The 21,548-nt window shown below is 37.4% G+C and carries 18 protein-coding genes and 2 other RNA genes; 10 read left to right on the top strand and 10 right to left on the bottom strand.

The window, feature by feature from the left end; translation table 11 throughout:
- Nucleotides 1-23: 23 nt before the first annotated feature.
- From glpK to AC2SLL_RS01885, 3 genes are all read left to right on the top strand, one after another.
- Nucleotides 24-1,616: a glycerol kinase GlpK gene (gene glpK, locus AC2SLL_RS01895; protein ID WP_486529985.1), complete on the top strand. Its 1,593-nt coding sequence runs from the start codon at nt 24-26 to the stop codon at nt 1,614-1,616.
- 186 nt (nt 1,617-1,802) lie between these two features.
- Nucleotides 1,803-2,822 carry an endonuclease/exonuclease/phosphatase family protein gene (locus tag AC2SLL_RS01890; protein ID WP_486529984.1) on the top strand — a complete coding sequence of 340 codons (1,020 nt, stop codon included), beginning with the start codon at nt 1,803-1,805 and terminating at the stop codon, nt 2,820-2,822.
- A 166-nt stretch (nt 2,823-2,988) separates the two neighbouring features.
- Nucleotides 2,989-3,681, top strand: coding sequence for a TetR/AcrR family transcriptional regulator (locus AC2SLL_RS01885; protein ID WP_486529983.1), 693 nt, complete (start codon nt 2,989-2,991; stop codon nt 3,679-3,681).
- A gap of 56 nt (nt 3,682-3,737) precedes the next feature.
- Here AC2SLL_RS01885 and AC2SLL_RS01880 read toward each other — a convergent pair whose 3' ends face one another.
- The gene (locus AC2SLL_RS01880) at nt 3,738-5,720 is read right to left on the bottom strand and encodes a TonB-dependent receptor plug domain-containing protein (protein ID WP_486529982.1); all 1,983 of its coding nucleotides are present in this window, start codon (nt 5,718-5,720) and stop codon (nt 3,738-3,740) included.
- Between the two features lie 374 nt (nt 5,721-6,094).
- On the opposite strand from AC2SLL_RS01880, the gene AC2SLL_RS01875 reads away from it, so the two are divergent.
- Nucleotides 6,095-7,840, top strand: coding sequence for a mechanosensitive ion channel family protein (locus AC2SLL_RS01875; RefSeq protein WP_486529981.1), 1,746 nt, complete (start codon nt 6,095-6,097; stop codon nt 7,838-7,840).
- 243 nt (nt 7,841-8,083) lie between these two features.
- Here AC2SLL_RS01875 and AC2SLL_RS01870 read toward each other — a convergent pair whose 3' ends face one another.
- From AC2SLL_RS01870 to AC2SLL_RS01855, 4 genes are all read right to left on the bottom strand, one after another.
- The gene (locus tag AC2SLL_RS01870; protein ID WP_486529980.1) at nt 8,084-8,812 is read right to left on the bottom strand and encodes a Smr/MutS family protein; all 729 of its coding nucleotides are present in this window, start codon (nt 8,810-8,812) and stop codon (nt 8,084-8,086) included.
- A gap of 350 nt (nt 8,813-9,162) precedes the next feature.
- Nucleotides 9,163-10,035, bottom strand: coding sequence for an indole-3-glycerol phosphate synthase TrpC (gene trpC / locus AC2SLL_RS01865; RefSeq protein WP_486529979.1), 873 nt, complete (start codon nt 10,033-10,035; stop codon nt 9,163-9,165).
- A gap of 70 nt (nt 10,036-10,105) precedes the next feature.
- A complete protein-coding gene (gene trpD / locus AC2SLL_RS01860; protein WP_486529978.1) occupies nt 10,106-11,236 on the bottom strand; it encodes an anthranilate phosphoribosyltransferase in 1,131 nt (376 codons plus the stop codon).
- A 291-nt stretch (nt 11,237-11,527) separates the two neighbouring features.
- The gene (locus tag AC2SLL_RS01855; RefSeq protein ID WP_486529977.1) at nt 11,528-12,139 is read right to left on the bottom strand and encodes an anthranilate synthase component II; all 612 of its coding nucleotides are present in this window, start codon (nt 12,137-12,139) and stop codon (nt 11,528-11,530) included.
- A gap of 643 nt (nt 12,140-12,782) precedes the next feature.
- Here AC2SLL_RS01855 and glnA point away from each other — a divergent pair.
- Together glnA and AC2SLL_RS01845 are read left to right on the top strand one after the other, a co-directional pair.
- Complete coding sequence (gene glnA / locus AC2SLL_RS01850; protein WP_486529976.1) at nt 12,783-14,192, top strand: type I glutamate--ammonia ligase; 1,410 nt, start codon at nt 12,783-12,785, stop codon at nt 14,190-14,192.
- Between the two features lie 306 nt (nt 14,193-14,498).
- The gene (locus AC2SLL_RS01845; protein ID WP_486529975.1) at nt 14,499-15,164 is read left to right on the top strand and encodes a hypothetical protein; all 666 of its coding nucleotides are present in this window, start codon (nt 14,499-14,501) and stop codon (nt 15,162-15,164) included.
- A 323-nt stretch (nt 15,165-15,487) separates the two neighbouring features.
- Here the strand turns inward: AC2SLL_RS01845 and AC2SLL_RS01840 are convergent, their stop codons facing one another.
- Complete coding sequence (locus tag AC2SLL_RS01840) at nt 15,488-16,213, bottom strand: SIMPL domain-containing protein (protein ID WP_486529974.1); 726 nt, start codon at nt 16,211-16,213, stop codon at nt 15,488-15,490.
- Nucleotides 16,214-16,512: 299 nt separating this feature from the next.
- Between AC2SLL_RS01840 and ffs the strand changes: the two genes are divergently transcribed.
- An RNA gene (gene ffs, locus AC2SLL_RS01835) (signal recognition particle sRNA small type) lies at nt 16,513-16,609 on the top strand.
- A 479-nt stretch (nt 16,610-17,088) separates the two neighbouring features.
- Nucleotides 17,089-17,538, top strand: a complete 450-nt coding sequence (locus AC2SLL_RS01830; RefSeq protein WP_486529973.1) for a hypothetical protein — start codon at nt 17,089-17,091, stop codon at nt 17,536-17,538.
- 191 nt (nt 17,539-17,729) lie between these two features.
- Here the strand turns inward: AC2SLL_RS01830 and ssrA are convergent.
- The 4 genes from ssrA to rpsF form a co-directional block, all read right to left on the bottom strand.
- Nucleotides 17,730-18,088: a transfer-messenger RNA gene (gene ssrA, locus AC2SLL_RS01825) on the bottom strand.
- A gap of 238 nt (nt 18,089-18,326) precedes the next feature.
- Nucleotides 18,327-18,833 carry a 50S ribosomal protein L9 gene (gene rplI / locus AC2SLL_RS01820; protein ID WP_486529972.1) on the bottom strand — a complete coding sequence of 169 codons (507 nt, stop codon included), beginning with the start codon at nt 18,831-18,833 and terminating at the stop codon, nt 18,327-18,329.
- A 19-nt stretch (nt 18,834-18,852) separates the two neighbouring features.
- Nucleotides 18,853-19,080, bottom strand: a complete 228-nt coding sequence (rpsR, locus tag AC2SLL_RS01815) for a 30S ribosomal protein S18 (protein WP_486529971.1) — start codon at nt 19,078-19,080, stop codon at nt 18,853-18,855.
- Nucleotides 19,081-19,106: 26 nt separating this feature from the next.
- Nucleotides 19,107-19,508: a 30S ribosomal protein S6 gene (rpsF, locus tag AC2SLL_RS01810; RefSeq protein ID WP_486529970.1), complete on the bottom strand. Its 402-nt coding sequence runs from the start codon at nt 19,506-19,508 to the stop codon at nt 19,107-19,109.
- Between the two features lie 425 nt (nt 19,509-19,933).
- On the opposite strand from rpsF, the gene AC2SLL_RS01805 reads away from it, so the two are divergent.
- Entirely contained in the window at nt 19,934-20,632 is a 699-nt protein-coding gene (locus tag AC2SLL_RS01805) for a Rossmann-fold NAD(P)-binding domain-containing protein (protein WP_486529969.1), read from the top strand.
- A gap of 136 nt (nt 20,633-20,768) precedes the next feature.
- Nucleotides 20,769-21,284 (top strand): ribonuclease E activity regulator RraA, encoded by a 516-nt coding sequence (rraA, locus tag AC2SLL_RS01800; protein WP_486530173.1) that lies wholly within the window; start codon nt 20,769-20,771, stop codon nt 21,282-21,284.
- Nucleotides 21,285-21,548 lie beyond the last annotated feature (264 nt).

The following is a 21,548-nucleotide window of genomic DNA, read 5'->3' as shown; positions in this document are numbered from 1 at the left end:
TATTAGTATATTAGGAGAATGGTGTGGCTGGCTACGTTTTAGCATTGGATCAAGGGACAACCTCAAGCCGAGCAATCATATATGATGATAAAGCTCAGCCCATTCAAATTTCACAACGAGCTATTACGTTAAGCACACCTAAAGCTAATTACGTTGAACAAGATGCGTTGCAAATTTGGCACACTCAAATAGGATGTGCACATGATGCAATCAACGAGGCAGGGCTTCTAGCAACAGATATTTCCAGCCTCGCCATAACCAATCAGCGTGAAACAATAGTTGTTTGGGATAAACAGTCTGGAGAACCATTGGCTCCAGCTATCGTGTGGCAAGATAGACGCACTGAAAGTTGGTGCCAAGCATTAAAAAAACAGGCGCTTGATCAGTCCAAGATTGATATGCAGTCTTATATTCACTCTATTACCGGTCTGCGTATTGATCCCTATTTTAGTGCTAGCAAGATAGTTTGGCTTTTAGATAACTTTTTAAATAATGACCCAAAGCTAAAAGGGGAGGCACAGCGTAATGAGATATGCTTTGGCACTATAGATAGCTGGCTTATTTATAACCTGACTGGTGGGGAGCACGTTATTGACGTTACCAATGCTTCACGTACCTTGCTGTATGATATTAATAGCTTGAGTTGGTCGCAGAGTTTGCTCAGTCAATTTAATATATCTGAGCAGACCCTACCAAGAGTCGTGCCTTCTGATGGAGAGTTTGGCAAAACTAAAAAAGGATTGTTTGCAAAACAAATACCCATCAATGCTGTATTAGGCGATCAACAAGCTGCTTTGTTTGGACAGGGGTGTTTGAAAGCAGGTATGGCAAAAAACACCTATGGCACTGGCTGTTTTATGCTGATGAATATTGGCGATACCCCTAAATTAAGCCAGCATAAATTATTAACCACAGTGGCTTGGCAGCGCCGTCTATATAGTCTTCAAAGTGATCATGAGTCGCCTAGGCTGACCCGACTTGTGGAATCTGGAAGACGTATTTTAAATCCGAGTAAACGTGAGACAACTTATGCATTAGAGGGTAGTGTGTTTATGGCTGGCGCTATTGTGCAGTGGCTACGAGATAATATAGGTTTGTTTACGAAGTCGCATGATATTGAACGACTTGCTAGCAGCGTTGATGACAGTGAAGGTGTTGTATTAGTTCCTGCGTTTACTGGGTTAGGTGCGCCATATTGGCGCTCAGACATTACAGCGAGTATCTCTGGAATGACGCGTGGCACTACCAAATCACACATTGCAAGAGCAGCGCTAGAATCGATCGCCTTTCAAACTTATGATGTGCTAGATGCGATGCAAAAGGATAGCCCGAATCCATTGACTGAACTAAGAGTAGATGGCGGTGCCGCTAAAAATGACTTATTAATGCAATTTCAAGCCGACTTACTTGGGGTACCAGTCAGTCGGCCAAAAGATACGGAAATAACTGCTAAAGGTGCAGCGCTTATGGCTGGCATTAAAAGTGGTTTGTATGATGACAGTACTATAAATGAATCTTGGATACTGGATAAATATTTTGAGCAAATAATTTCAGAAGATGAGCGCCAGTCACATTTATCTAAATGGCATAGCGCCATAGATAAGATTCTTCAGTAATTGTGAGCACGCGTACTATTTGATGATGGGATTTGATGATAAGTTAGTAAATTTGTACCATAATAAGTATTCTAGAGTCATATCTTGTATTATGCTTGTACCGTTGACACTATTAAAAATAGACGCTTAAAGCTAAAAATAGACACTTAAAGCTTAAAAATGGCATCGAGTTGGATACACACATAAATGAAAAATAACCCTATTCACGATAAAAAGTTTTATATTGCTACCAGTAATTTGCTTAATTTGGCTCTCCCTAATCGGGTATTCTATAAAAACATGGATGTATATACTGAGCAGCAATACCAACATAAAGTAAATGGTCTCTCTGCTTTATTAAAAAACGCCAGAGCGGATATCTATGCCTTTCAAGAGGTTTGGGATGAAAAGGCGCTACAAGATCTTGCAGTGAAGCTTGGCTTCGAACCGTCACAAGCTCTAGCACCTTTGGCAAGTAATGATAGTACCAATCTGCTTACTTTAGGCCGCGGTGCACAGCATACACCTGCTTTAGGGTTGATATCTCGCTTTAAAGTTAGCCACTGGGAGATATTAACTGACTTAAATCCATTAGCGGTCATAGATATTCCCGATCAGGGGCTTTATGAGAAATTTAACCGTCCGCCGTTAGTAGCAACAATAGATGTGTTTGGTCAGTCGATAACGGTAATGACTGCCCATCTAAAAAGTAAACGTCCTCACTATTTGCGTGATGAAGAGGGAAGGCGCTTGGAAGATTATGACGATCCGTTGTTAAGAGTGCGTGCTAAGCTTAGAAGCTTGTGTATGAGAGCGGCTGAAGCAGCCTCAATAAGACTATATATTATAGATAAACTTTACCGCACCGATCATCCTCTCATTCTACTGGGAGATATGAATGATGTAACGGATAGTGTCACAACACAGCTCTTGGCTGAAACAAGTGAAGTTACTTATGATAAGTCAATGCGTGATGTTGCATTGTTTGATGCGGCTCGAGTACAAACAAGCTATGGGTGGATGAGAGATGTTGCTTATACCCATCTTTACCAAGGTATGCCAGAAGTGATAGATCAGTTGTTTGTTTCCGAAGAATTCTTAGTAGATAGTAAGTATTCCCTTGGAGAAGTAGAACGTGTCGATTATTTCAACGACCATTTAAAAAGTGACTATGCAGACAGATTTTCTGATCATGGTATAGTACGAGCGAAAATCAAGTTACAATAAAGTGTGGCTTATAACTCTCGATATTGTTTTTACTCGATATTGTTTTTAAATGTACCTTTACTAGTCTACGCACAGTATCGTTGGTAAATTTGCATACACTATTATAGGCCTTATGAGACTATAGGCCTTATGAGCTAGTTTTTAATTATATTTAAAGAGTTTTATTATGTTTGACGTTCGTGAAGATATCATTGAAGATATTTTGGTAGATTCTGATTTAGCAAAGAAGTTAGTACCGAATAAATTCAAATTTACCAGTAAGCAAGGCAGAGTACGACGCCAAAAACTTTTGATGGCAGCTAAGGAGCTATGTGAGACTCAGCCGGTGCATGCTGTTACTCTAGCTGATGTTTGTGAAAAGGCGGATATTCCTCGGGCTTCTGCGTATCATTTTTTTCCAAATATTGAAGCGATTTTCTTAGCGCTGCGTTTTCTAAATGCTATTGAAATACTGGACACCCTCGAAACAGTAGAGGTTGCTGAATGCGGATCATGGCAGGGATATGTTAAAGCAGTTATGCAAAAAGGGGTAGATATTTTTGCTGAAGACATTACCAAGGCAAAATTAATTTACGAGACCAATACGCCTGATTTTGAGGGCGATGATTATGGGGTTGAAATTGATGGACAAATTACTGCTCTAATCTTAAAGAAACTAACGGAATACTATGATATCCCCAAGCTTGATAATATTAATAATTTATTTTTAGTGGCCTATAACATTGTTAATAGTGTATTTACCATGTCATATAGACGAAATGGTAGAATTACTAAAGAGTTGGTTGATGAAGCAATAATTGCAGCGATAGCTTATTTGCGTAGTTATTTTCCAGAGAACTTGCCTCTTAAGCAGGTATAAATAAGAAAGCCACTCAATTGAGTGGCCTTTTGCTTAGAATCTTAAATAACGTTAGTTTATTTCCAACTATAAGTAAGTGAACCAAAGTAATTAGTGCCCTCTGTGGCGTATTCATTACCATATTGGTTGGATAGCGTATAGTTTTCATCAGTAAGATTATCAATCCTTAAACCCGCAGATAAGTTAGGGGTAACATGATAGTTACCTGCTAAATTAACTAAAGTATAATTATCAAGTTTTATTTTTGCGCTTTCAGAGTTGCGCTCATCATTATATTTAGCTTCTAAACGCACGTCAAAACGAGGTTTTTGATAACCGAGATATAACAAAGCACTATTCTCAGGGCGATGATCTAGCTGTTTTCCATAAGTTTTTGAGCCTTTAGTATCATCTTTAGCTTTAAGATGGTCGAAGCCAAAACCGAATAATAATGAGTCATAAATCCAATCAGAAGTTAAACTGATTCCTTTAATTTTAGCTTTGCCAATATTTCGACCACTCGTAATTAAGTCTTCAGTATCTGTATGATAGCCTGTTAAACGAGTGGTCTGTAGATCGTTGGAGAGCTCCAAGAAAAGCTCAGTTGTCTCACTGGTTTCAGGTTTTAAATCTGGGTTTGATCCACCGGGCCAATACAAATCATTAAAAGTAGGTGCTCTAAACCCAGTTGCATGGTTAGCACCCACTCTAAATCCTTCAGTAGGCTTGATAGCTAAGCCAAAGTTATAGGTATGTTTATTACCATAATTAGAATAATCATTGATACGATAGTTGGCTTGAGCGTCATAATGAGTATCGGCTAACTGATAACCCAAAAAAGCACTTTTTACCCTTCTGTCATTGGGTTTGTAAGCGGTAATTACAGGTGGCTTCGGATAGTTTGAAAAATCTCGTACATCAGAAGCGTCTAGCTCCTGTGACAACCATTCAACACCGGCAATAGCTGTACCAGGTTGGGCACTGACTCTAGTTTCTAAACGTGCTTGTTTTTGTGTGGTATCAAACTTACCCCCCAGTTTATAGTCAATAGAGTTTGCATCATGAGAAGTTGTTTTATCAAAGCTTTGCCCGTAACTTAAAATAGTTGTCGTTAACTCTGTTTGATGCTCAAAATAACCGTTTATACCCCCATTTTTCTGATCAGAATAAGCGTTTGGAAATGCACTCCCTCCAGAGTCGATATCTGTTGTCGAATCTGCATATAGAGCCTTTATACCCGCGCTTAAGTTGTTAGAAAACTTGTGCTTGAGTGCTAAACTAGCATTGTTGGATTCAAATCCATCGTCATCAGAATAAAAGTCACTAGAACTGGGGTTTTTTATAGCGTTAAAGCCATCTGTCTTAGTACGACTTATTCCTAAACTTAAAGAGCTTGTATCATTGCCGTACTGAGCCGTAGCACCAACATTATAATGATTGTTTGAACCTATTCCAGCAGTAACTGAGCCTGTGTTACCTTGAACACTCGAACCATCTTTAGTAAAAATTTGTATAACGCCACCCATAGCGTCTGAACCATATATACTTGATCCTGAAGCTCCATACACCACTTCTATTCTGTCTATTTGATCAGCAGGTAATAAGCTTAAAGAAGGTTGACCAGTACTAATTGAACCATAGCGAGTGCCATCAATTAAAATTAAAACTTGCTTGCTATCGAAACCTCGCATGTAAAAGTTACTTGTTGTGCCCATTCCGCCACTACGATTAATGTTAATACCAGATTGACGATTAATAACATCTAAAACACTTTGGCCTTGATAGCGCTTTAATTCTTCGCTATCAATCACTCGGGTTTGCGCAATCGTATTATTCATCGTAGTAGGGGTCCGCATTGCGGTAACTATGATTGTCGGTAATGTAACTTTAGGCATCTGTGAATTTAGTTCATCTTGTGCCAATGCTGGCAAGGTCACTATTGCGGATGCAGTAATGGCTAATGCAGAATTTTTTAACAGTGCTTGAGAGTTAAGACTAATCGTGCTTTTATTTAGATGTTTATATATGCTTTTATATAACGAAGTGTGAAGAATTTTCATTGAGTGGCCTACAATCTAGTTAGCTATATTAAGAAAAAGTTACAAATCAGTAACACATATTATGAGGGAATTTTAATTGAAATAATTGCTAATATGACGAGTTTTTTTCATGTTTAGATTAATCGCTTTCATGATGCGACTATTTTTTTAAAGCTATACAATATTACTCAATGACCTATTAACTTTAAAAGTTTAGCAGCTTCTACTAATGAGCCTCCTTAAAGATAAATTATTATTTGATTGCATTAATGAGATAATATTGGAGTATAAACCCTTTTATTTTCTAAAAAATTAATATAGAAACTAACACTAGAACTTTAAATGTCATTAAACGGATACTTCAGACTAAACCCCATTAAAGAGTTGATATTTATATGCAAAAAACATCGAAAATATCGTTGGATAAGTCTACCGATATGGAAGAAAAGAAGCTATATATTAACCTCCTAAGCATAAGTCCTAAAAATAGCTCTATTTCGTCTTTACTTATATGGATAAAGACCTTTTTGGTTAGGGCTTTTGTTGTATTGGGAGTGCTATTTTCATTTAATGCTTATGCAGAAGAAGCCGTTCAAGATACAGCAGTAGCATCTTCTGCCGATATAATAGATCCTTTTGGCCGTCAGACACCACGCAGTACAATTCAAGGATTCATCAATTCATTATCGCAAAATGACGAATCATTAGCATCGAATTACTTAGAGTTGCAGTCAAGTGATAATTCAGTGGAGCTAGTGCGTCAAATTAAGTTGGCTTTGGATACAGGAGGGCGACTGAATAATGAGTTAAAAATTAGCAATGATCCAGCAGGTAACTTGGCAGATAAGCTTCCTCCACATAGAGAAAAAATAGGCACCATAACTGTAGATGATCAGCTCATTGATTTAATGATGGTGCGAAAAACTGCTGAGCATGGTAATAAATATTGGCAAATATCATCAGAGACAGTTAATGCTATTAAAAATGCTGATTTATCGCAGCAAAGCTCTATTATTGATAGATATACTTTAGAGCCATTAAAAGGTAAGGCAATTGCTGGCTATAACTTCGCTGACATTATGGCCGTCATTTTTTTGGCTTTATTTTGTGTGGCCGTCTCATACCTAATTGTTGGGCTACTATATTTGGTATTAAAGAGTTATTATCCATCGGTACGTAAAAAGCCATTACCTTTCGATGCAAAATTCATCTTACCTTTATCTTTAGTTATTACATCAATCATACTTTATGAGGTTATGGTTTACACTGGTGTCTCAGTGATAGTAAGAGATCCTGTCAACCGAATTAAAGATATTGTTGGTTGGTTTGCGCTAACGTGGTTATTACTGCGTGTGGTAGATGCCGTTTTTAATCGAGCTGAACGCGAAAGTTATAAGCGAAATCACACTGAGCGAGTGTCAATATTAAGTTTACTAAGAAAGTTGGTAAAAGCATTATTTTTGATTTTAGCGGCAATTTTTATTTTTGGTAACTTAGGTTTTGATTTAACCACAGGGATAGCTGCTCTTGGTGTTGGTGGTTTAGCATTGGCACTTGGTGCACAAAAAATGATTGAAAATTTGGTGGGTAGCGTCGTTGTCGTTGCAGATCAGCCAGTGCGAGTGGGGGACTACTGTAAGTTTGGAGAATTGGAAGGAACGGTTATTGATATCGGGATACGTTCGACCCGTATCAAAACAATGAACCGTACGGTTGTCACTGTGCCCAATGGCGATTTTTCATCAATGTCTATCGAAAACTTTACTTCTAGAGACATGCATCATTTCTTGCATAATATTTATATTAAAAGAAATGTTGATGCGGAGACTATAGAACATTTTTTGCAAGGGATGAATGAATTTATTATAAATCATGAGTTTACAAACTCTGAATGGAATCAAGTGAGGATTGCTGAGCTACGACAAGACTCAATGATGATTGAGATTCGTGCTTATGTTTATGCCAGTGATGGACTGAAGCAGTTTTATGAAATGCAATCGCAGCTCATAATTGACATACTAAAAGAGGTTGAAAACTACGCTGTAGAACATGCACTCCCTGCACAACAAATTACTATCGAATCAAAGCAGTCATATGCATCAAAGCAGCCAAATCTCATGAGTGAGGCCGGAAATGATTAACCATCAAGCTTCATTAACGTAAAACTACTTGTTGCAAAAGTAATTTTCTTGAAAGTACTTATTGTAAAATTACCTTGTCCTCTCTCATATCAGATTAAAGTTGGTAAAAGCCCCTCTGCAATGAGGGGCTTTTAAGTCATAAGTGGATAAATTAAAAACCTATAATTTGCTATTAGCTACCTAATAGCTTTCTGACGAGGCTCTAACAGCGTGCTAAAATTTCTTTGAAATCAATGTGGTTAGTCATTTATCAGACTTATCTTTTTTCAACAGTACAAGCACAGCACCATTGCCTCCATCTTTAGGCGGCGCAGAACAGAAGCCCAATACTTCAGGTAATTGGCGTAACCAACCATTGACGCAAGTTTTTAGAACGGCATCAACCCCTTTACCGTGGACAATTTTTACCACAGTTTCGTTATTAGATTTTGCTTGAGCAATAAGCTTCGTCATTGCTATACGTGCTTCATCAATGGTACAACCATGGATATCTACGGCATCATACCAGCGTAGCTTCCCTTGTTTAAGCTGATTAAACACCTTGTTTTGTAGGGTGGTTTTTTTATACATTAAATAGGCATCGCCGCTAACAGGGTTTAGCAAGGCCTGCATATCAGATAATCCTGAATCTAATAGCTCAGCATCCTCCCCTTGTGCAGCGGCACGTTTTGATAAGGTGGTTGCGTCTGGCTTAGTGACTTTCGGTTTTGCCACATCTGAAATGGTGTTATTGTCTGCAATAGGTTTAACCCCAGCCATTGCTTGCATAAATAAAACCTTATCATCGTCAATATGTTCACTGTCAAGCTGCCTAACTGTTTTATTAACCTGCTTTTGAGTTGGCAGTGAAACAGGTTCAGTGGGTTTTTCATTTTGAGGATCAGTTGAGGCGGTTGCTCGCCCTTTACTTAGTTCACTTTTAAGGTCTTTTAGTTGTTCTTGAACTTCTTTAGAAAATAGAGAATTTGACATAATAATACGTATCGCTTTAAATAATTGATATCTCTTGCAAAAATTGCCCTACGTTATCAAACTTATCCAACTTACAGGACTTGGTTTGCAATCAAAGGTTGTGGTCGTTTCATATCCTACGGATTTTGATTTAGTATCTGGTAAAAAAATGAGTATCTGGTAAAAATAAGTCATCATAAATTAATGTAGTGTATTTAGCTCGAAATCTTAGTATATACGCTTTAACCCGTAACTATCAAAGTAAGCTAACAAAGCAACCTAAAATAGTGTTAGAAAGAGAGTGCGAGGTAACTGACACACTGACACCGCTGACTGCATTAAATTATTAACTACATTTATTGAGTGGTCATTTAATCAATTTGGTTTAATAAGTCTTTAAGTGTATCGCCAGGGCGTTCTGTTTTCATAAACTGTTCACCTATTAAGAAGCAGTTGATATGGTTGTTTTGCATGAGAGCAATATCATTTGCATTATGAATGCCACTCTCAGTAACGAGTAAATAGTCATCAGAGAGAGGGTGTTCAATCTTCTCATGATTATGCTCATCAATAAATGCTTTTAACTTGATAGAGGTGTTAAGGTTTGTATCAAAAGTGTTTAAGTCTCTATTGTTGATGCCATATATATTATGCTTTGATTCTGGTAGTTTTAATGCCCGCTGCATCTCAAGTTGCGTATGTACCTCAATTAATACATCCATACCAAGTTGACAAGCAATGCGGTGCAGATCATACAATTTTTCATCATTTAAACAGGCCACAATCAATAATATACAATCAGCACCCATTAGGTAAGACTCATAAATCTGATAAGCATCAATCATGAAGTCTTTGCATAGTACAGGTAAATTGCAGGCTTGTTTTACCTCAGTCAGATATTGCGAATGGCCTTGGAAGTACTGTTCATCAGTCAGTACAGATAAGCAAGCAGCACCAGCTTTCTCATATTGCTTAGCAATTTTGGTAGGATTAAAGTTCTGAGAAATAACCCCCTTTGATGGCGATGCTTTTTTAATTTCAGCGATGATAGCAACTAAACCATCAGCTTGTTTTAGGCGTAAAGCCATAGCAAATCCGCGTCTTGGCACTTTTTGGCTTTCATAAAGTGCCAAGGCTTCTTCTTTTATCGAGGCTAGGTCTTTAGTTTGTTTTGCCGCTGCAACCTCCCTCTCTTTGGTTAGAACGATTTTTTTTAAGATAGAGGGAATGGCTTGGTTTGTCATAATTAGCTCAGGTCTTTAATGGATTTACTGAATATAGGTTTAAGAATTATTTGTTCTAACAAGGATTACCTTACTGATTATTTGTAGGTGCATTGTTAAAAGACTGGGTAAATTTTGCAAAATCATTTAATTTTTTTAGGGCAGCGCCACTTTGGATGATCGTTTGTGCCTGATTGACACCATTAGCAAAGTTACTTGCTAGTCCTGCCACATAAATCGCAGCACCTGCATTTAATGCAATCATATCACGCGCCTTCGATACCTTATTGGGATGAATGCCATAGTCATTATCCTCTTTGCTTGAAAGAGCGGAGATAATAAGTTCGAGGCTTTGGCGAGAAGAATCAACACTTAAACCCACTAAGGTTTGTGAATCTATACCAGCGTCTTCAGGGAAAATATCATAAACGGTGACCTCGCCATCTTTTAGTTCAGCGACCTTGGTACTGGTGGCGAGACTAATCTCATCCAGACCATCTTTTGAGCCTACGACCATCACATGATTGGCACCTAGATTCTTTAAGACGTAAGCAAGCGGTTCGCATAATGTATCAGTAAAGACACCAACGACCGAGCTTTTAACCCCAGCGGGATTAGTTAGGGGCCCTAAAATATTAAAGATAGTACGCACCTTAAGTTGACGACGAATTGGAATGGCATGTTTCATAGCTTGATGATGGTTTGGCGCAAAGAGAAAACCAATATGTTGTGATTCAATACACTGGCGGGTCTGATCTGTCGTAACATTTAAGTTAATCCCAGCTTGGTCGAGCAAATCTGAACTACCCGATTTAGAAGAAACCCCGCGGTTTCCATGTTTAGCCACGTGGGCACCTGCTGCTGCTGCAACGAAAGCTGACGCTGTTGATACATTAAATAAGTTACTGCCATCTCCGCCTGTACCGACAATATCAACAAGATGACTACAGCCCTCTAAATCAACTTTTTTAGCAAAATCTAGCATGACACTGGCAGAAGCAGTAATCTCATCAATGGACTCACTCTTCATATTCAAACCCACTAATAAGGCACCCATCATGGCATCAGGACAGCGACCTTCCATGATGATAGACATAACTTCTCGCATCTCTTTTTGGGTAAGGTCAATACGTTTTAGTATGCGTTCTAGTGCAGTGGTTAGAAGGTTGTGTATTTGTTCATCTGTCATATTTACGGTTGTAGATACGGGTAAGGCTATCATAATATTTAACTCTAGAATGTTGGAGTAATAAGGCTGTGGTGGAACCAAAGCTGGGTAAGTTAGGCTATTTATGTCGTGTTATCAACAGTATCGCTATTGAGGTCTTTTACTCATATCTATTATGTTAACTAAATAGCATATTCTTTTAAGCGTATTTTTTAAAGCACGTCTTTGGCTGCATAATATAGATGATTGATAGAATATGCGTGATGGTTAAGGGTATTTGCTCATAATGTATAGGCATAAGCTGATTTTAGCTTAATAGTAGCCTGATAAATCACAAAATCTTGTTTATATCAAATTATTTACTATTAAAAAATTCTTAAATAGATGCAGTCCAGATTCACTTAAAATAGATTCAGGATGAAACTGCACACCCTCAATGGCAAACTTTTTATGGCGTATTGCCATTATCTCATTAACAACGTTATCATTTTTTTGGCTGTTTGAAGTTGCTAAGGGTGTCCAAGCGGTCACTTCAAGGGCGTCAGGCAAGGTTGCTTTGTCAATAATTAGTGAATGATAGCGCGTCACATTAGTGGGATTAGATAATCCTTTAAAAACACCAGCTTGATGATGATACACGCTTGATGTTCGTCCATGCATCACTCGCTGAGCCCTTACAATTCTTGCACCGAAAGCCTGAGCTATAGCTTGGTGTCCAAGACACACCCCGAACATGGGTAGTTTTCCAGTAAAATAACATATACAAGCTAACGTTAAGCCTGCCTCATCAGGAGTCCCCGGACCTGGGCCAAGCACAATACCTTGTGGCTGCATCTTTATAATATCCTGAATATCGATAGCATCATTCCTGCATACAACAACCTCGACGCCTAATATTTCAAGATATTGAACTATGTTGTATGTAAAGCTGTCGTAATTATCTAATAGCAAAACCATACTGATGAGATACCAGATTCAATTTAAAAGGTAATATCTTATCATTTTTAATAGTTGTTACATATTATCTAAATATATTTTTCTGTCCTCTGATATAAACTTAATGGTTACCTTTATTGGAAAAATTAGTCGCAAATATAGGGTTATCTATGCCCATATTTAATGCACATGCACTATAAGTGTGCAGATAGACCTTTTGACCATGCACTATTTTGGTTTTATTTAAAAATGTTGCATTCGAATCTGTGCTTAAACTGCGTTTTTAACCTCGTATTTTTCATGATAAATCATTTTTATCGATAAGATCTAATATGGCATATGAGTTGCATATATCAATTTCATAAAGGTGTATTACACTGTCAAAAGCCGACAATAAGGCATCGTGCCTGTGGACGTTATCAGTTGCCAATAGCGTGTTTTTAATTGCTACTATGATTTTTGTGCGCTGTAACCTATACTTAATAAGGTTTAAGATAATAGCAAATGATTACGCTTTACACTAAGCCGTTATGAGTCAACCTCTTATACCCAAAAATCATGATGTGACATGACAATACTGGTAAGGAATCTTAAAGTAAATGAGGTTTAAAACAGTATAAAAATACAATCACTTTCAATGTGACATAACTAATGGAGATATAGAATGTCGAACAAATTATTTGATTTAATCAAAGAGTCTCAAGCCAAATGGGTGGACTTTCGTTTTACGGATACCCGTGGTAAAGAACAGCATATCAGTTATCCAGCTTCTACCATTGATGAAGACGTACTAGAAGATGGTAAAATGTTTGACGGTTCTTCAGTCGCAGGCTGGAAAGGTATTGAGGCCTCTGACATGATTTTGCGTCCTGATCCAGAAACGGCATTTGTCGATCCATTTTTTGATGCAACCACAGTGGTTGTAACTTGTGACATCATTGAACCAACCACGATGCAAGGATATGAGCGTGACCCCCGTTCAATTGCACGTCGTGCTGAAGAATACCTAAAATCAACGGGTATTGGTGATACTGCGTATTTTGGTCCAGAGCCAGAATTCTTCGTATTTGATGATGTAAAATGGTCAGTAGATATGTCTGGCGCCCGTCACCGTATCACTGCTGAGGAAGCAGCATGGTCGACTGATAATGAATACGAGTGGGGCAATATGGCGCATCGTCCACGCGTAAAAGGTGGTTATTTCCCAGTGCCCCCAGTAGATAGCTCACAAGATTTACGTTCGGTCATGTGTCAGCGTTTAGAGGATATCATGGGCCCAGATCGTGTAGAAGTACATCATCACGAAGTGGCTTCATGTCAATCTGAAATTGGTGTATCGTTTAACACTATGGTTCGTAAAGCGGATGAAGTGCAACAATTTAAATATGTTGTGCATAACGTAGCCCATCAGTTCGGTAAGACAGCAACCTTTATGCCTAAGCCAATCGTTGGCGACAATGGTTCTGGTATGCACGTTCACATGTCTATTTCTAAAGATGGCGTCAATACCTTTGCAGGTGATGAGTATGCAGGGCTATCAGAAACTGCTCTTTTCTTCATTGGCGGCATTATTAAACATGCACGCGCGCTAAATGCAATTGTTAACCCATCAACGAACAGTTATAAGCGTTTAGTACCTCATTATGAGGCGCCTATTATGCTTGCTTATTCAGCGCGTAACCGTTCAGCTTCTATTCGTATTCCATACGTAAACTCTCCAAAAGGCGTGCGTGTTGAAGCGCGCTTCCCTGATCCAACTGCTAACCCTTACTTAGCGTTTGCTGCACTATTAATGGCTGGCCTTGACGGTATTCAGAATAAAATGCACCCTGGCGATGCTGCTGATAAAAACTTGTATGACTTGCCTCCAGAAGAAGAAGGCTCAATCCCAACAGTTGCTGAAAGCTTGGAGGTGGCATTACAAGCGCTTAAAGATGACCATGATTTCCTACTTAAAGGTGATGTATTCACTAAGAGTATGTTAGAAGGGTTTATTGAATTGAAAGAAGAAGAGGTGCGCCGTTTAAATACGACCGTACACCCTGTTGAGTTCGATATGTATTACAGCTGCTAATGCTAGACATTAGGAAATTAAGCCCGACTACAAATACTTAATGTAGCGAATAATTTAAATATAATTTGCATTGTACTATTCATTAGAACCAGCTATCGTTATCGGTAGCTGGTTTTTTTATTGAATTTATCTTGAGATATTCTAGGGTTTATTAGAATATAGTAGAGATCGACATTAACGTCTAGTAAAGTAGTCTAAAAGTTTCCAAAGAAACCAAGTGCAGAACGTAGGTATTTGTCAAAATCGCTGACAGTGCTAATATGTGAATTCTATATAACCCTTAAATACCTTTAAATGAGTAACTCTATGAAGTCAAACTTATTTTACCCAATTATTTTTTCTCTATCGCTAGGGTTAACCAGCACTCAGGGGTTTGCAGATATATACAAAATAACTAATCCTGATGGTAGTGTAAAGTATACAGATAAATTATCAACCAATGAGCGTGACATGGTTGACAAAAGTATTCACAAAAATAAGATTGAAAGAGTTAGTCTCCCTCAAGAAGTTGAGTTATCAAAACTAATGCAGGCTGCCAACTCAGCGATTGGTTTGCAAGATTTTCAATCTCATTATGAGTCTGATACAAGATTAGATAGCAATGACCATTTGATTAATGACACATTTGTTGAAAATGAGTCTAATAAACTAAAAGCTACAAATTATAAGATAAAAATACTCACTCCCGAAAAAGTCAGAGCTTACCATAAACCAGTAGAGGTTATCGATGTTCAAGTTAATATAATCCCAGCATTGGTAGGTGGCGATAAAGTAATTGTATTAGTTGATGGCAGGCAGGTAGGTTTAGGACAGACTACAAGTATACCCACGAGTAAGATTAACCCTGGCGACCATCTTCTAGAAGTCAATATAGTTACAAATAATGGTAAGGTAATAAAGTCTGCAACAATGCCATTTTATATTATTCAAAATAGCAATATCATGCGAAATAAACGTCGTCAAGTCCAATAAACGTTTACAAGCGTTGGTAAGCATAAAAATTTATAACTTATGCTCAGCAGCCTTGGTATAGAAATGGCAAAACAATATTAACTTTAGCAAACATTCACTAATTGCTTCCTTAAAACATAGAAAATATATAGAAAAACACTCAGTTAGCTATGACTAGAAAGCCTCTTAAATGATGTCAATTTGTGGTTTTATGCTCATACTGTAAATCAGAATACACACTCGTACAGTATTTTAAGTTAATAAATAATGTTCTCTGGAAGAATATGTCTCATCCTAAAATAGATTGATGATATTTTAGGACGAGACAGCGATTAATTAGCCACTTATTTAAAAGGTATTAATTCTATTGAGCCATTAGCAATTACCGTTACTTTGCTATTACCTCCAGCAAAATCCTGAGAAGGTATGGATTCACTTCTCATAGTGCTTGAAGCTATGACTGGCATAGGATTATATTGATAATTACCATTAGTATTTAATGATACTTCTAATACTTGATATCCACTCGCATTCCAAGCTTCTGCCATCGAATTAGCTTGCTCTTGAAAGGCTTTAGAGGCCTTGAGCATAAGTTCTTTTTCAATTTTATTTTGCTTAACCTCCGACACGCCAAATTGAATATTTTGTACCACATATGCGGACTGTAAATCTGATACTAAATTACTGGCAGCCTGAAAGTCATCACTTTTAAGATTAACACTTACCGACCCATTCCAACCCGTTATCTTTCCATTTTTATCATATTTTGGATAGGTGTTCTGTGCACCAGTAGTGGCAATAACTGTTGGGTATTTTTTAGCAGTTTTAATTGCCAAATTTATAGCGGTGTTTAGCTCAGTAGCTAGGCGCTTAGGGGTTGTCGCTTGAGCTTTTTTATATAAAGTTGCCGTTACTTCGTCATTTTCAACCTCTTGACTCGCTTGAGCGTTAAAACTAATTTTATTGTAACCTGTAGATTCGGCCTGTGCGGCTTGAACGAAAGCCCCAACAAAAGTTGCAAGAGTTATTAAACCCACTTTAGGTAGTAATTTGCTGATAAGAATAGACATGACTCTTAATCCTTGTAAATAATGTCAATTAGAAGTTATTTCATTTTACGCTATAAATAAGCGTATTCAAGGTTTCTTCATAGTATTGAGAGTAGCAAGCTTAGGGATAAATTAAAACCTAATTAGTGTGAAAATTTTTAGCACACTGCTTTGGTAGTTAAATATGCATATTGAATAAGCTCTTATTTGTTTTAAATAACGAAATATAGTTTAGAACATACAGATATTAAAGACATATCTTAAAATCTAAATTATATTGAAATTTTAATAGGCTTGTGTATAATACATGCTGGTGGCTCCATTGGTAGCCTCGCAATATTGTTCTATGAACCCCGCCAGGACCGGAAGGTAGCAACGGTAGTAGAAATAATATGTGCCGAGGATGTGCTGATGGAGTCGCTTTTTTATGTCTGATAATTCATTTTAAAAAATATCTTTAGGGCAATTTAATAAGAGAAACCTGAGTTAATCAGTACTATTAGGTTTTTTTGATATATGTATTACACGCACTAAATGTCATAAAGAAAGAGTGAGTCAAACATTGAAGACTAAATAATCCTAACTTATATTGAGTCGAGCATTATTTATGACACACTTCTCAATAAGTAATGCTTATAACCAAAGTATTTTAAAGTGTCATCGGTAAATTATAATAAATAAAAATACAGTTAGCGATAATGGTGCACCTTTACGAACCTCAGCTATATTTATATTGGCCTTTTTCAGAATTTAATGAAGTATATAGAGTTGGTATATCAAGATAAGCGACTGGTTTATTTTAAATTTTATCATTTTAAATCTATCAGCAAAAATAATGTAAATTCTATTTATAATAATTAGCGATATCAAATGTTTAATAATAAAACAATCGACTTATGAAAAAAATAACTAAGAATCTTATATGGCTATGCATAGTCGTACTTATCTTAGTAGCAAGCATACCTAGATTCTATAACGCTAAGCCTGATGAGCATGTCAATAGCGCAGAGGTAAACCAAGATCCAGTTGTTGAAGCTAAGACTAGTGCTTTAGATAAAGAGCTTTATCGCAGTTTAGATGTCACAGCTAACATCATAAAAGACAGAGAAGAAAGAGCTCGCTTCAATAAGTGTAAATTAGCAGTGAGAGAGGTGCTGAAAGAACCACTATCATTCGATTATGATGCTGGAACTACCCGTCATAGCGCAGATCCCGATACAAAATATAATATTGTTTGTTTTAAATTTTATGCAAGAAATGGGTTCAATAGATATATTTATAGTAAAGCAATATGTTCATTCGATGAGAATGACAAGCTAGTTGATTTTGGTACATTTAATTTATAAAGAGTTGTTCATTGTAAGGTTTACAAGTTAATTCTAAGTTAGTAATGCCATCTTTTGAAAACTCTAGAGACAATAGTCTCAATTGTTAATATACAAGAATCTTATTAAACCAACCTTTTAAATAAAAGATAATATTAAAAAAAAGACATTAAAAAGCTCGCCGTATTTATACGACGAGCTTTTTAAGTGTTTGGTGGAGATGGCGGGAGTTGAACCCGCGTCCGCCAGCATTACGCCTGTGGGTCTACATGCTTAGTTTCTGTCTATAGTTTTAACCCGCACCGAACCGACAGTCAGGTTGGATTAGGCGATCCTTTAGGTTTGAACTTAAGTAACTAAGGCAGTCACTTAAGCGAACCCATATGCGTGCGCTTCAACTCGACTGACCTACTATGGGTAAAAGGCAGTTGAGTAAGCAGGGGTTTAGGCTGCTAGAGCGTAACTTTCGTCGTTTGCAATTATAACAATATATGTGAGATTTACGAGAGGACATATACTCTCGGCATGCACCATCAGGTTTCATCACCAGCGTCGAAGCCAGAACATCCCCAATAGAACGAAGTATTATATATGCTTATATAGCATATGTGCAAGTATAGAATTGCTTTAATTACAATGCATTACATTTTTAAGTTGGGCTGGAAATTATCCATACAATAAAAAAGCCAGCCGAAGCTGACTTTATTATTATACTTTGATTAATACGATAGTTTATCGATAACAGTCATTACTCAATAATATTTTTTACTTAAAAATTAGCACAATAAGCTAATATAAAGTAAATCTTATTACTCAGCTTCAGATTCTGAGGTTTCATCTTCAGCTTGTGCAGCTTTCAGAAGGTCACCATCTTCGGATAAAATAGTGACTAAAATGTTAGCAAATACATCATGATGTAGTTGAATATCGACATTGTATTCACCAACTTGACGAAGTGTGCCTTCAGGTAACTTAACTTCAGAACGATCAACTTCGATACCAGATTTGGTTAAGGCATCAGCGATATCACGAGTACCAATAGAACCAAACAGTTTACCATCTTCACCCGACTTAGAGCGCATAATAACATTAACGTCTGTTAGTGCTTCAGCACGCTTTTGAGCAGAGGCTAATTCTTCAGCTTCAATCGCTTCAAGTTCGGCACGACGAGCTTCAAATTTTTCTAGGTTTGCAGGTGTTGCAGGTAAAGCTTTACCTTGAGGAATAAGGTAGTTACGGCCATAGCCTGATTTAACATCTACAGTTTCGCCAAGCTTACCAAGGTTGACGATACGCTGTAATAAAATAACTTGCATGAGTCACTCCTAGTTTGGCTTACTGATGGTTGTCAGTATAGGGAAGCAATGCCAAAAAGCGTGCTTGTTTAATAGCAGTTGCTAGTTGACGTTGGTATTTATTAGATGTGCCTGTGATACGGCTAGGAACGATCTTACCGTTATCACTGATGTACTGTTTTAATAATTCAACATCTTTATAATCGATGTGCGTGATACCTTCTGCGGTAAAACGACAAAATTTACGACGGCGAAAAAAACGTGCCATGGAAGTTCTCCTTAATTAAGCTTGTGTTAGTCGTTAGAATCATCTTCATCAATATCAGAGCTATCAGAGTCATCATCACTGCGTGGCGTTTTACGGGCACGCTTTTCATCAGCACTTTTAGCTAATTGTGAAGGCTCAGTAATTGCTTCGTCACGACGAACAACTAAATTACGGATAATGGCATCGTTATAACGGAATAACTCTTCTAGTTCAGATAGAGTTTCGCCATTACACTCGATGTTGAATAAAACATAATGTGCTTTGTGGATTTTGTTAATTGGGTAAGCCAATTGACGACGGCCCCAATCTTCAAGACGATGAACCATACCACCATTGTCTTGAACCAATTTGATATATCGCTCGACCATACCGACAACTTGGTCGCTTTGGTCAGGGTGTACGATAAGCACCACTTCGTAATGTCGCATTTAAGACTCCTTACGGATTAATAGCCATTGACCCCATGTCAATAGCAAGGAGATTTATAACAAATATATTATGTTGACAATATAAAGCCAGTTTAACTAACGATTTCAAAATCGAACTATAAAACCCAATTTTAAGAAACAAGATTATACTGACGAATTGCTATAAAGCGGCGTATTATAGCAATAACTATGTATTGTATCAAATGGTTTCAATATCTAATTATTGATTGAGCATTACCCGAAAAATGTTTAGAGTAGAAAGTTAATGCGATGTAAATATTGTTTATGAAAATAAGAAGTAAAATGATACAGCATTGTATAAAAAAGAGATGATTTGGAGTTTAGTTTCCAACTATTTTAAATAGCATCTCTTATTTTAAATAGCATCTCTTATAGGTAGTGCTAGATGACAGGTTGAGAGGTATATGAAACGGAAAGCCATTATAATTGGGGCAACTGGGTTAGTGGGCAAACAATTGGTTCGCCAACTTAGTTTGATATATGATAGTTTAATAATTATCGCTAGAAAGCCGCCAGAGCTCATGTGTGCAAAGATGCAATATTATCAGCTGGGAGATTTTAGTAATTTAAAACAAGTGATGGGTAATATTTCTTTGGGGGAGGATACGGATGCGTTTACCTGCTTTGGTACAACAAAAAAGTTGGCTGGGAGTGAGGAAGCGTTTAGGCGTGTCGATTTTGATTACAATTTAGAGTTCGCACAACAATGTCACACAAAAGGTGTGGAGCGGTTTTTTTTGCTTTCAGCCCTAGGTGCAGATATTAATAGCCGTTTTTTTTATAGCAGAGTGAAAGCAGAGCTTGAAAGTGCCATTATTGAGCTGGGATTTGACGAGTTACTTATTTTTAGACCTTCATTGTTGCTCGGTAAACATAAAAGAAGACCAGTAGAAGCAATAGCACAAAAAGCGCTTACAATTATATCCCCCATTGTGCCAAAATCACTAGGGGTAACCCCTATCTCTGCTAAGTTTGTTGCGGCAGCTATGGTTATGACAGCTCAAAATTTGTATGAACGGAATAAGTTCCTCGATACAAAGCGCAGTACCCCTAATGTAACGATCTTTGACAATAGACAACTGCTTGCGATGACACAGCTATAGTTTTAATCTAGAGGTAAGAGTAACTCAAATTGTTCGTTTCTTTATATGCCATTAAGCATTTTTGGCCAACTAATTTTTGGCCAACTAAGTAAAAGAGAAGATCTAAATCATTTAAAAGGGAATGACTATGACCGACATGACGAAAACTAACTTTGTTACCTGTGATTTATTAGATGCCAATCCTGAAAGCCAAGTCTGCTTGTCAAATATTGACGGTAAGGCATTTTATAGCTTTGGCGGTAAGGATAAATTTTGTGGTGAAGTTGTGACCGTTAAATGTTTTGAAGATAATAGCCGAGTGAAAGAGCTTCTGAATAGCAACGGTATAGATGCGAATGGCAAAGGCAAAGTACTGGTCGTTGACGGTGGTGGCTCCATGCGCTGTGCCTTATTAGGCGATATGATTGCCTTATCTGCCATTAAAAATGGATGGGCTGGTGTGGTGGTTTATGGCTGTGTGCGAGATGTTGATGATTTGGCACAAATGGACATAGGGGTTAGGGCTTTGGGATGTATTCCTCGTAAATCAACGCGCAGAGGGGAAGGGCAAACGGATATCGAAATTAGTTTTGGCGGCTTCACATTACATTCTGGAATGTATATTTATGCAGATAATAACGGCATGATTGCAAGCGAAAAGCCTTTACTTTAATTATTTAAGTCGTATGCGTTTCAAAGACCAGTTTTTCAAAGACCGGTATAGTTATGAATAGGCTATACTGACTCATGATTATTTGTTTTAAATTATGCTCAATTTATAGGTGTTTTTTACCGATCAGAAGTCCTGATTTTGGATGTTCAACAGACCCTAATACATCCTAAGAGTATAGCTAATCAATATTTGGATTTACTGGTACTCTTAAGAATTACTCGTATAATAGAGTCTTGATAAGTTTAGGTTATAATTTGAATGATT

Source organism: Psychrobacter sp. CX97, from assembly GCF_057396285.1.
This window is presented reverse-complemented; position numbering and strand designations above follow the sequence as displayed.

What these genes read in the sequence shown, in the direction of transcription:
- trpD (WP_486529978.1), bottom strand. Translation starts at nt 11,236, where the DNA reads ATGATAGCCTTACCCGTATCTACAACCGTAAATATGACAGATGAACAA.
- rplI (WP_486529972.1), bottom strand. Translation starts at nt 18,833, where the DNA reads ATGCAAGTTATTTTATTACAGCGTATCGTCAACCTTGGTAAGCTTGGC.
- AC2SLL_RS01830 (WP_486529973.1), top strand. Translation starts at nt 17,089, where the DNA reads ATGAAAAAAATAACTAAGAATCTTATATGGCTATGCATAGTCGTACTT.
- AC2SLL_RS01890 (WP_486529984.1), top strand. Translation starts at nt 1,803, where the DNA reads ATGAAAAATAACCCTATTCACGATAAAAAGTTTTATATTGCTACCAGT.
- AC2SLL_RS01885 (WP_486529983.1), top strand. Translation starts at nt 2,989, where the DNA reads ATGTTTGACGTTCGTGAAGATATCATTGAAGATATTTTGGTAGATTCT.
- rpsR (WP_486529971.1), bottom strand. Translation starts at nt 19,080, where the DNA reads ATGGCACGTTTTTTTCGCCGTCGTAAATTTTGTCGTTTTACCGCAGAA.
- rpsF (WP_486529970.1), bottom strand. Translation starts at nt 19,508, where the DNA reads ATGCGACATTACGAAGTGGTGCTTATCGTACACCCTGACCAAAGCGAC.
- glnA (WP_486529976.1), top strand. Translation starts at nt 12,783, where the DNA reads ATGTCGAACAAATTATTTGATTTAATCAAAGAGTCTCAAGCCAAATGG.
- trpC (WP_486529979.1), bottom strand. Translation starts at nt 10,035, where the DNA reads ATGACAAACCAAGCCATTCCCTCTATCTTAAAAAAAATCGTTCTAACC.
- AC2SLL_RS01840 (WP_486529974.1), bottom strand. Translation starts at nt 16,213, where the DNA reads ATGTCTATTCTTATCAGCAAATTACTACCTAAAGTGGGTTTAATAACT.
- AC2SLL_RS01875 (WP_486529981.1), top strand. Translation starts at nt 6,095, where the DNA reads ATGCAAAAAACATCGAAAATATCGTTGGATAAGTCTACCGATATGGAA.
- AC2SLL_RS01880 (WP_486529982.1), bottom strand. Translation starts at nt 5,720, where the DNA reads ATGAAAATTCTTCACACTTCGTTATATAAAAGCATATATAAACATCTA.
- AC2SLL_RS01855 (WP_486529977.1), bottom strand. Translation starts at nt 12,139, where the DNA reads ATGGTTTTGCTATTAGATAATTACGACAGCTTTACATACAACATAGTT.
- AC2SLL_RS01845 (WP_486529975.1), top strand. Translation starts at nt 14,499, where the DNA reads ATGAAGTCAAACTTATTTTACCCAATTATTTTTTCTCTATCGCTAGGG.
- AC2SLL_RS01805 (WP_486529969.1), top strand. Translation starts at nt 19,934, where the DNA reads ATGAAACGGAAAGCCATTATAATTGGGGCAACTGGGTTAGTGGGCAAA.
- AC2SLL_RS01870 (WP_486529980.1), bottom strand. Translation starts at nt 8,812, where the DNA reads ATGTCAAATTCTCTATTTTCTAAAGAAGTTCAAGAACAACTAAAAGAC.
- rraA (WP_486530173.1), top strand. Translation starts at nt 20,769, where the DNA reads ATGACGAAAACTAACTTTGTTACCTGTGATTTATTAGATGCCAATCCT.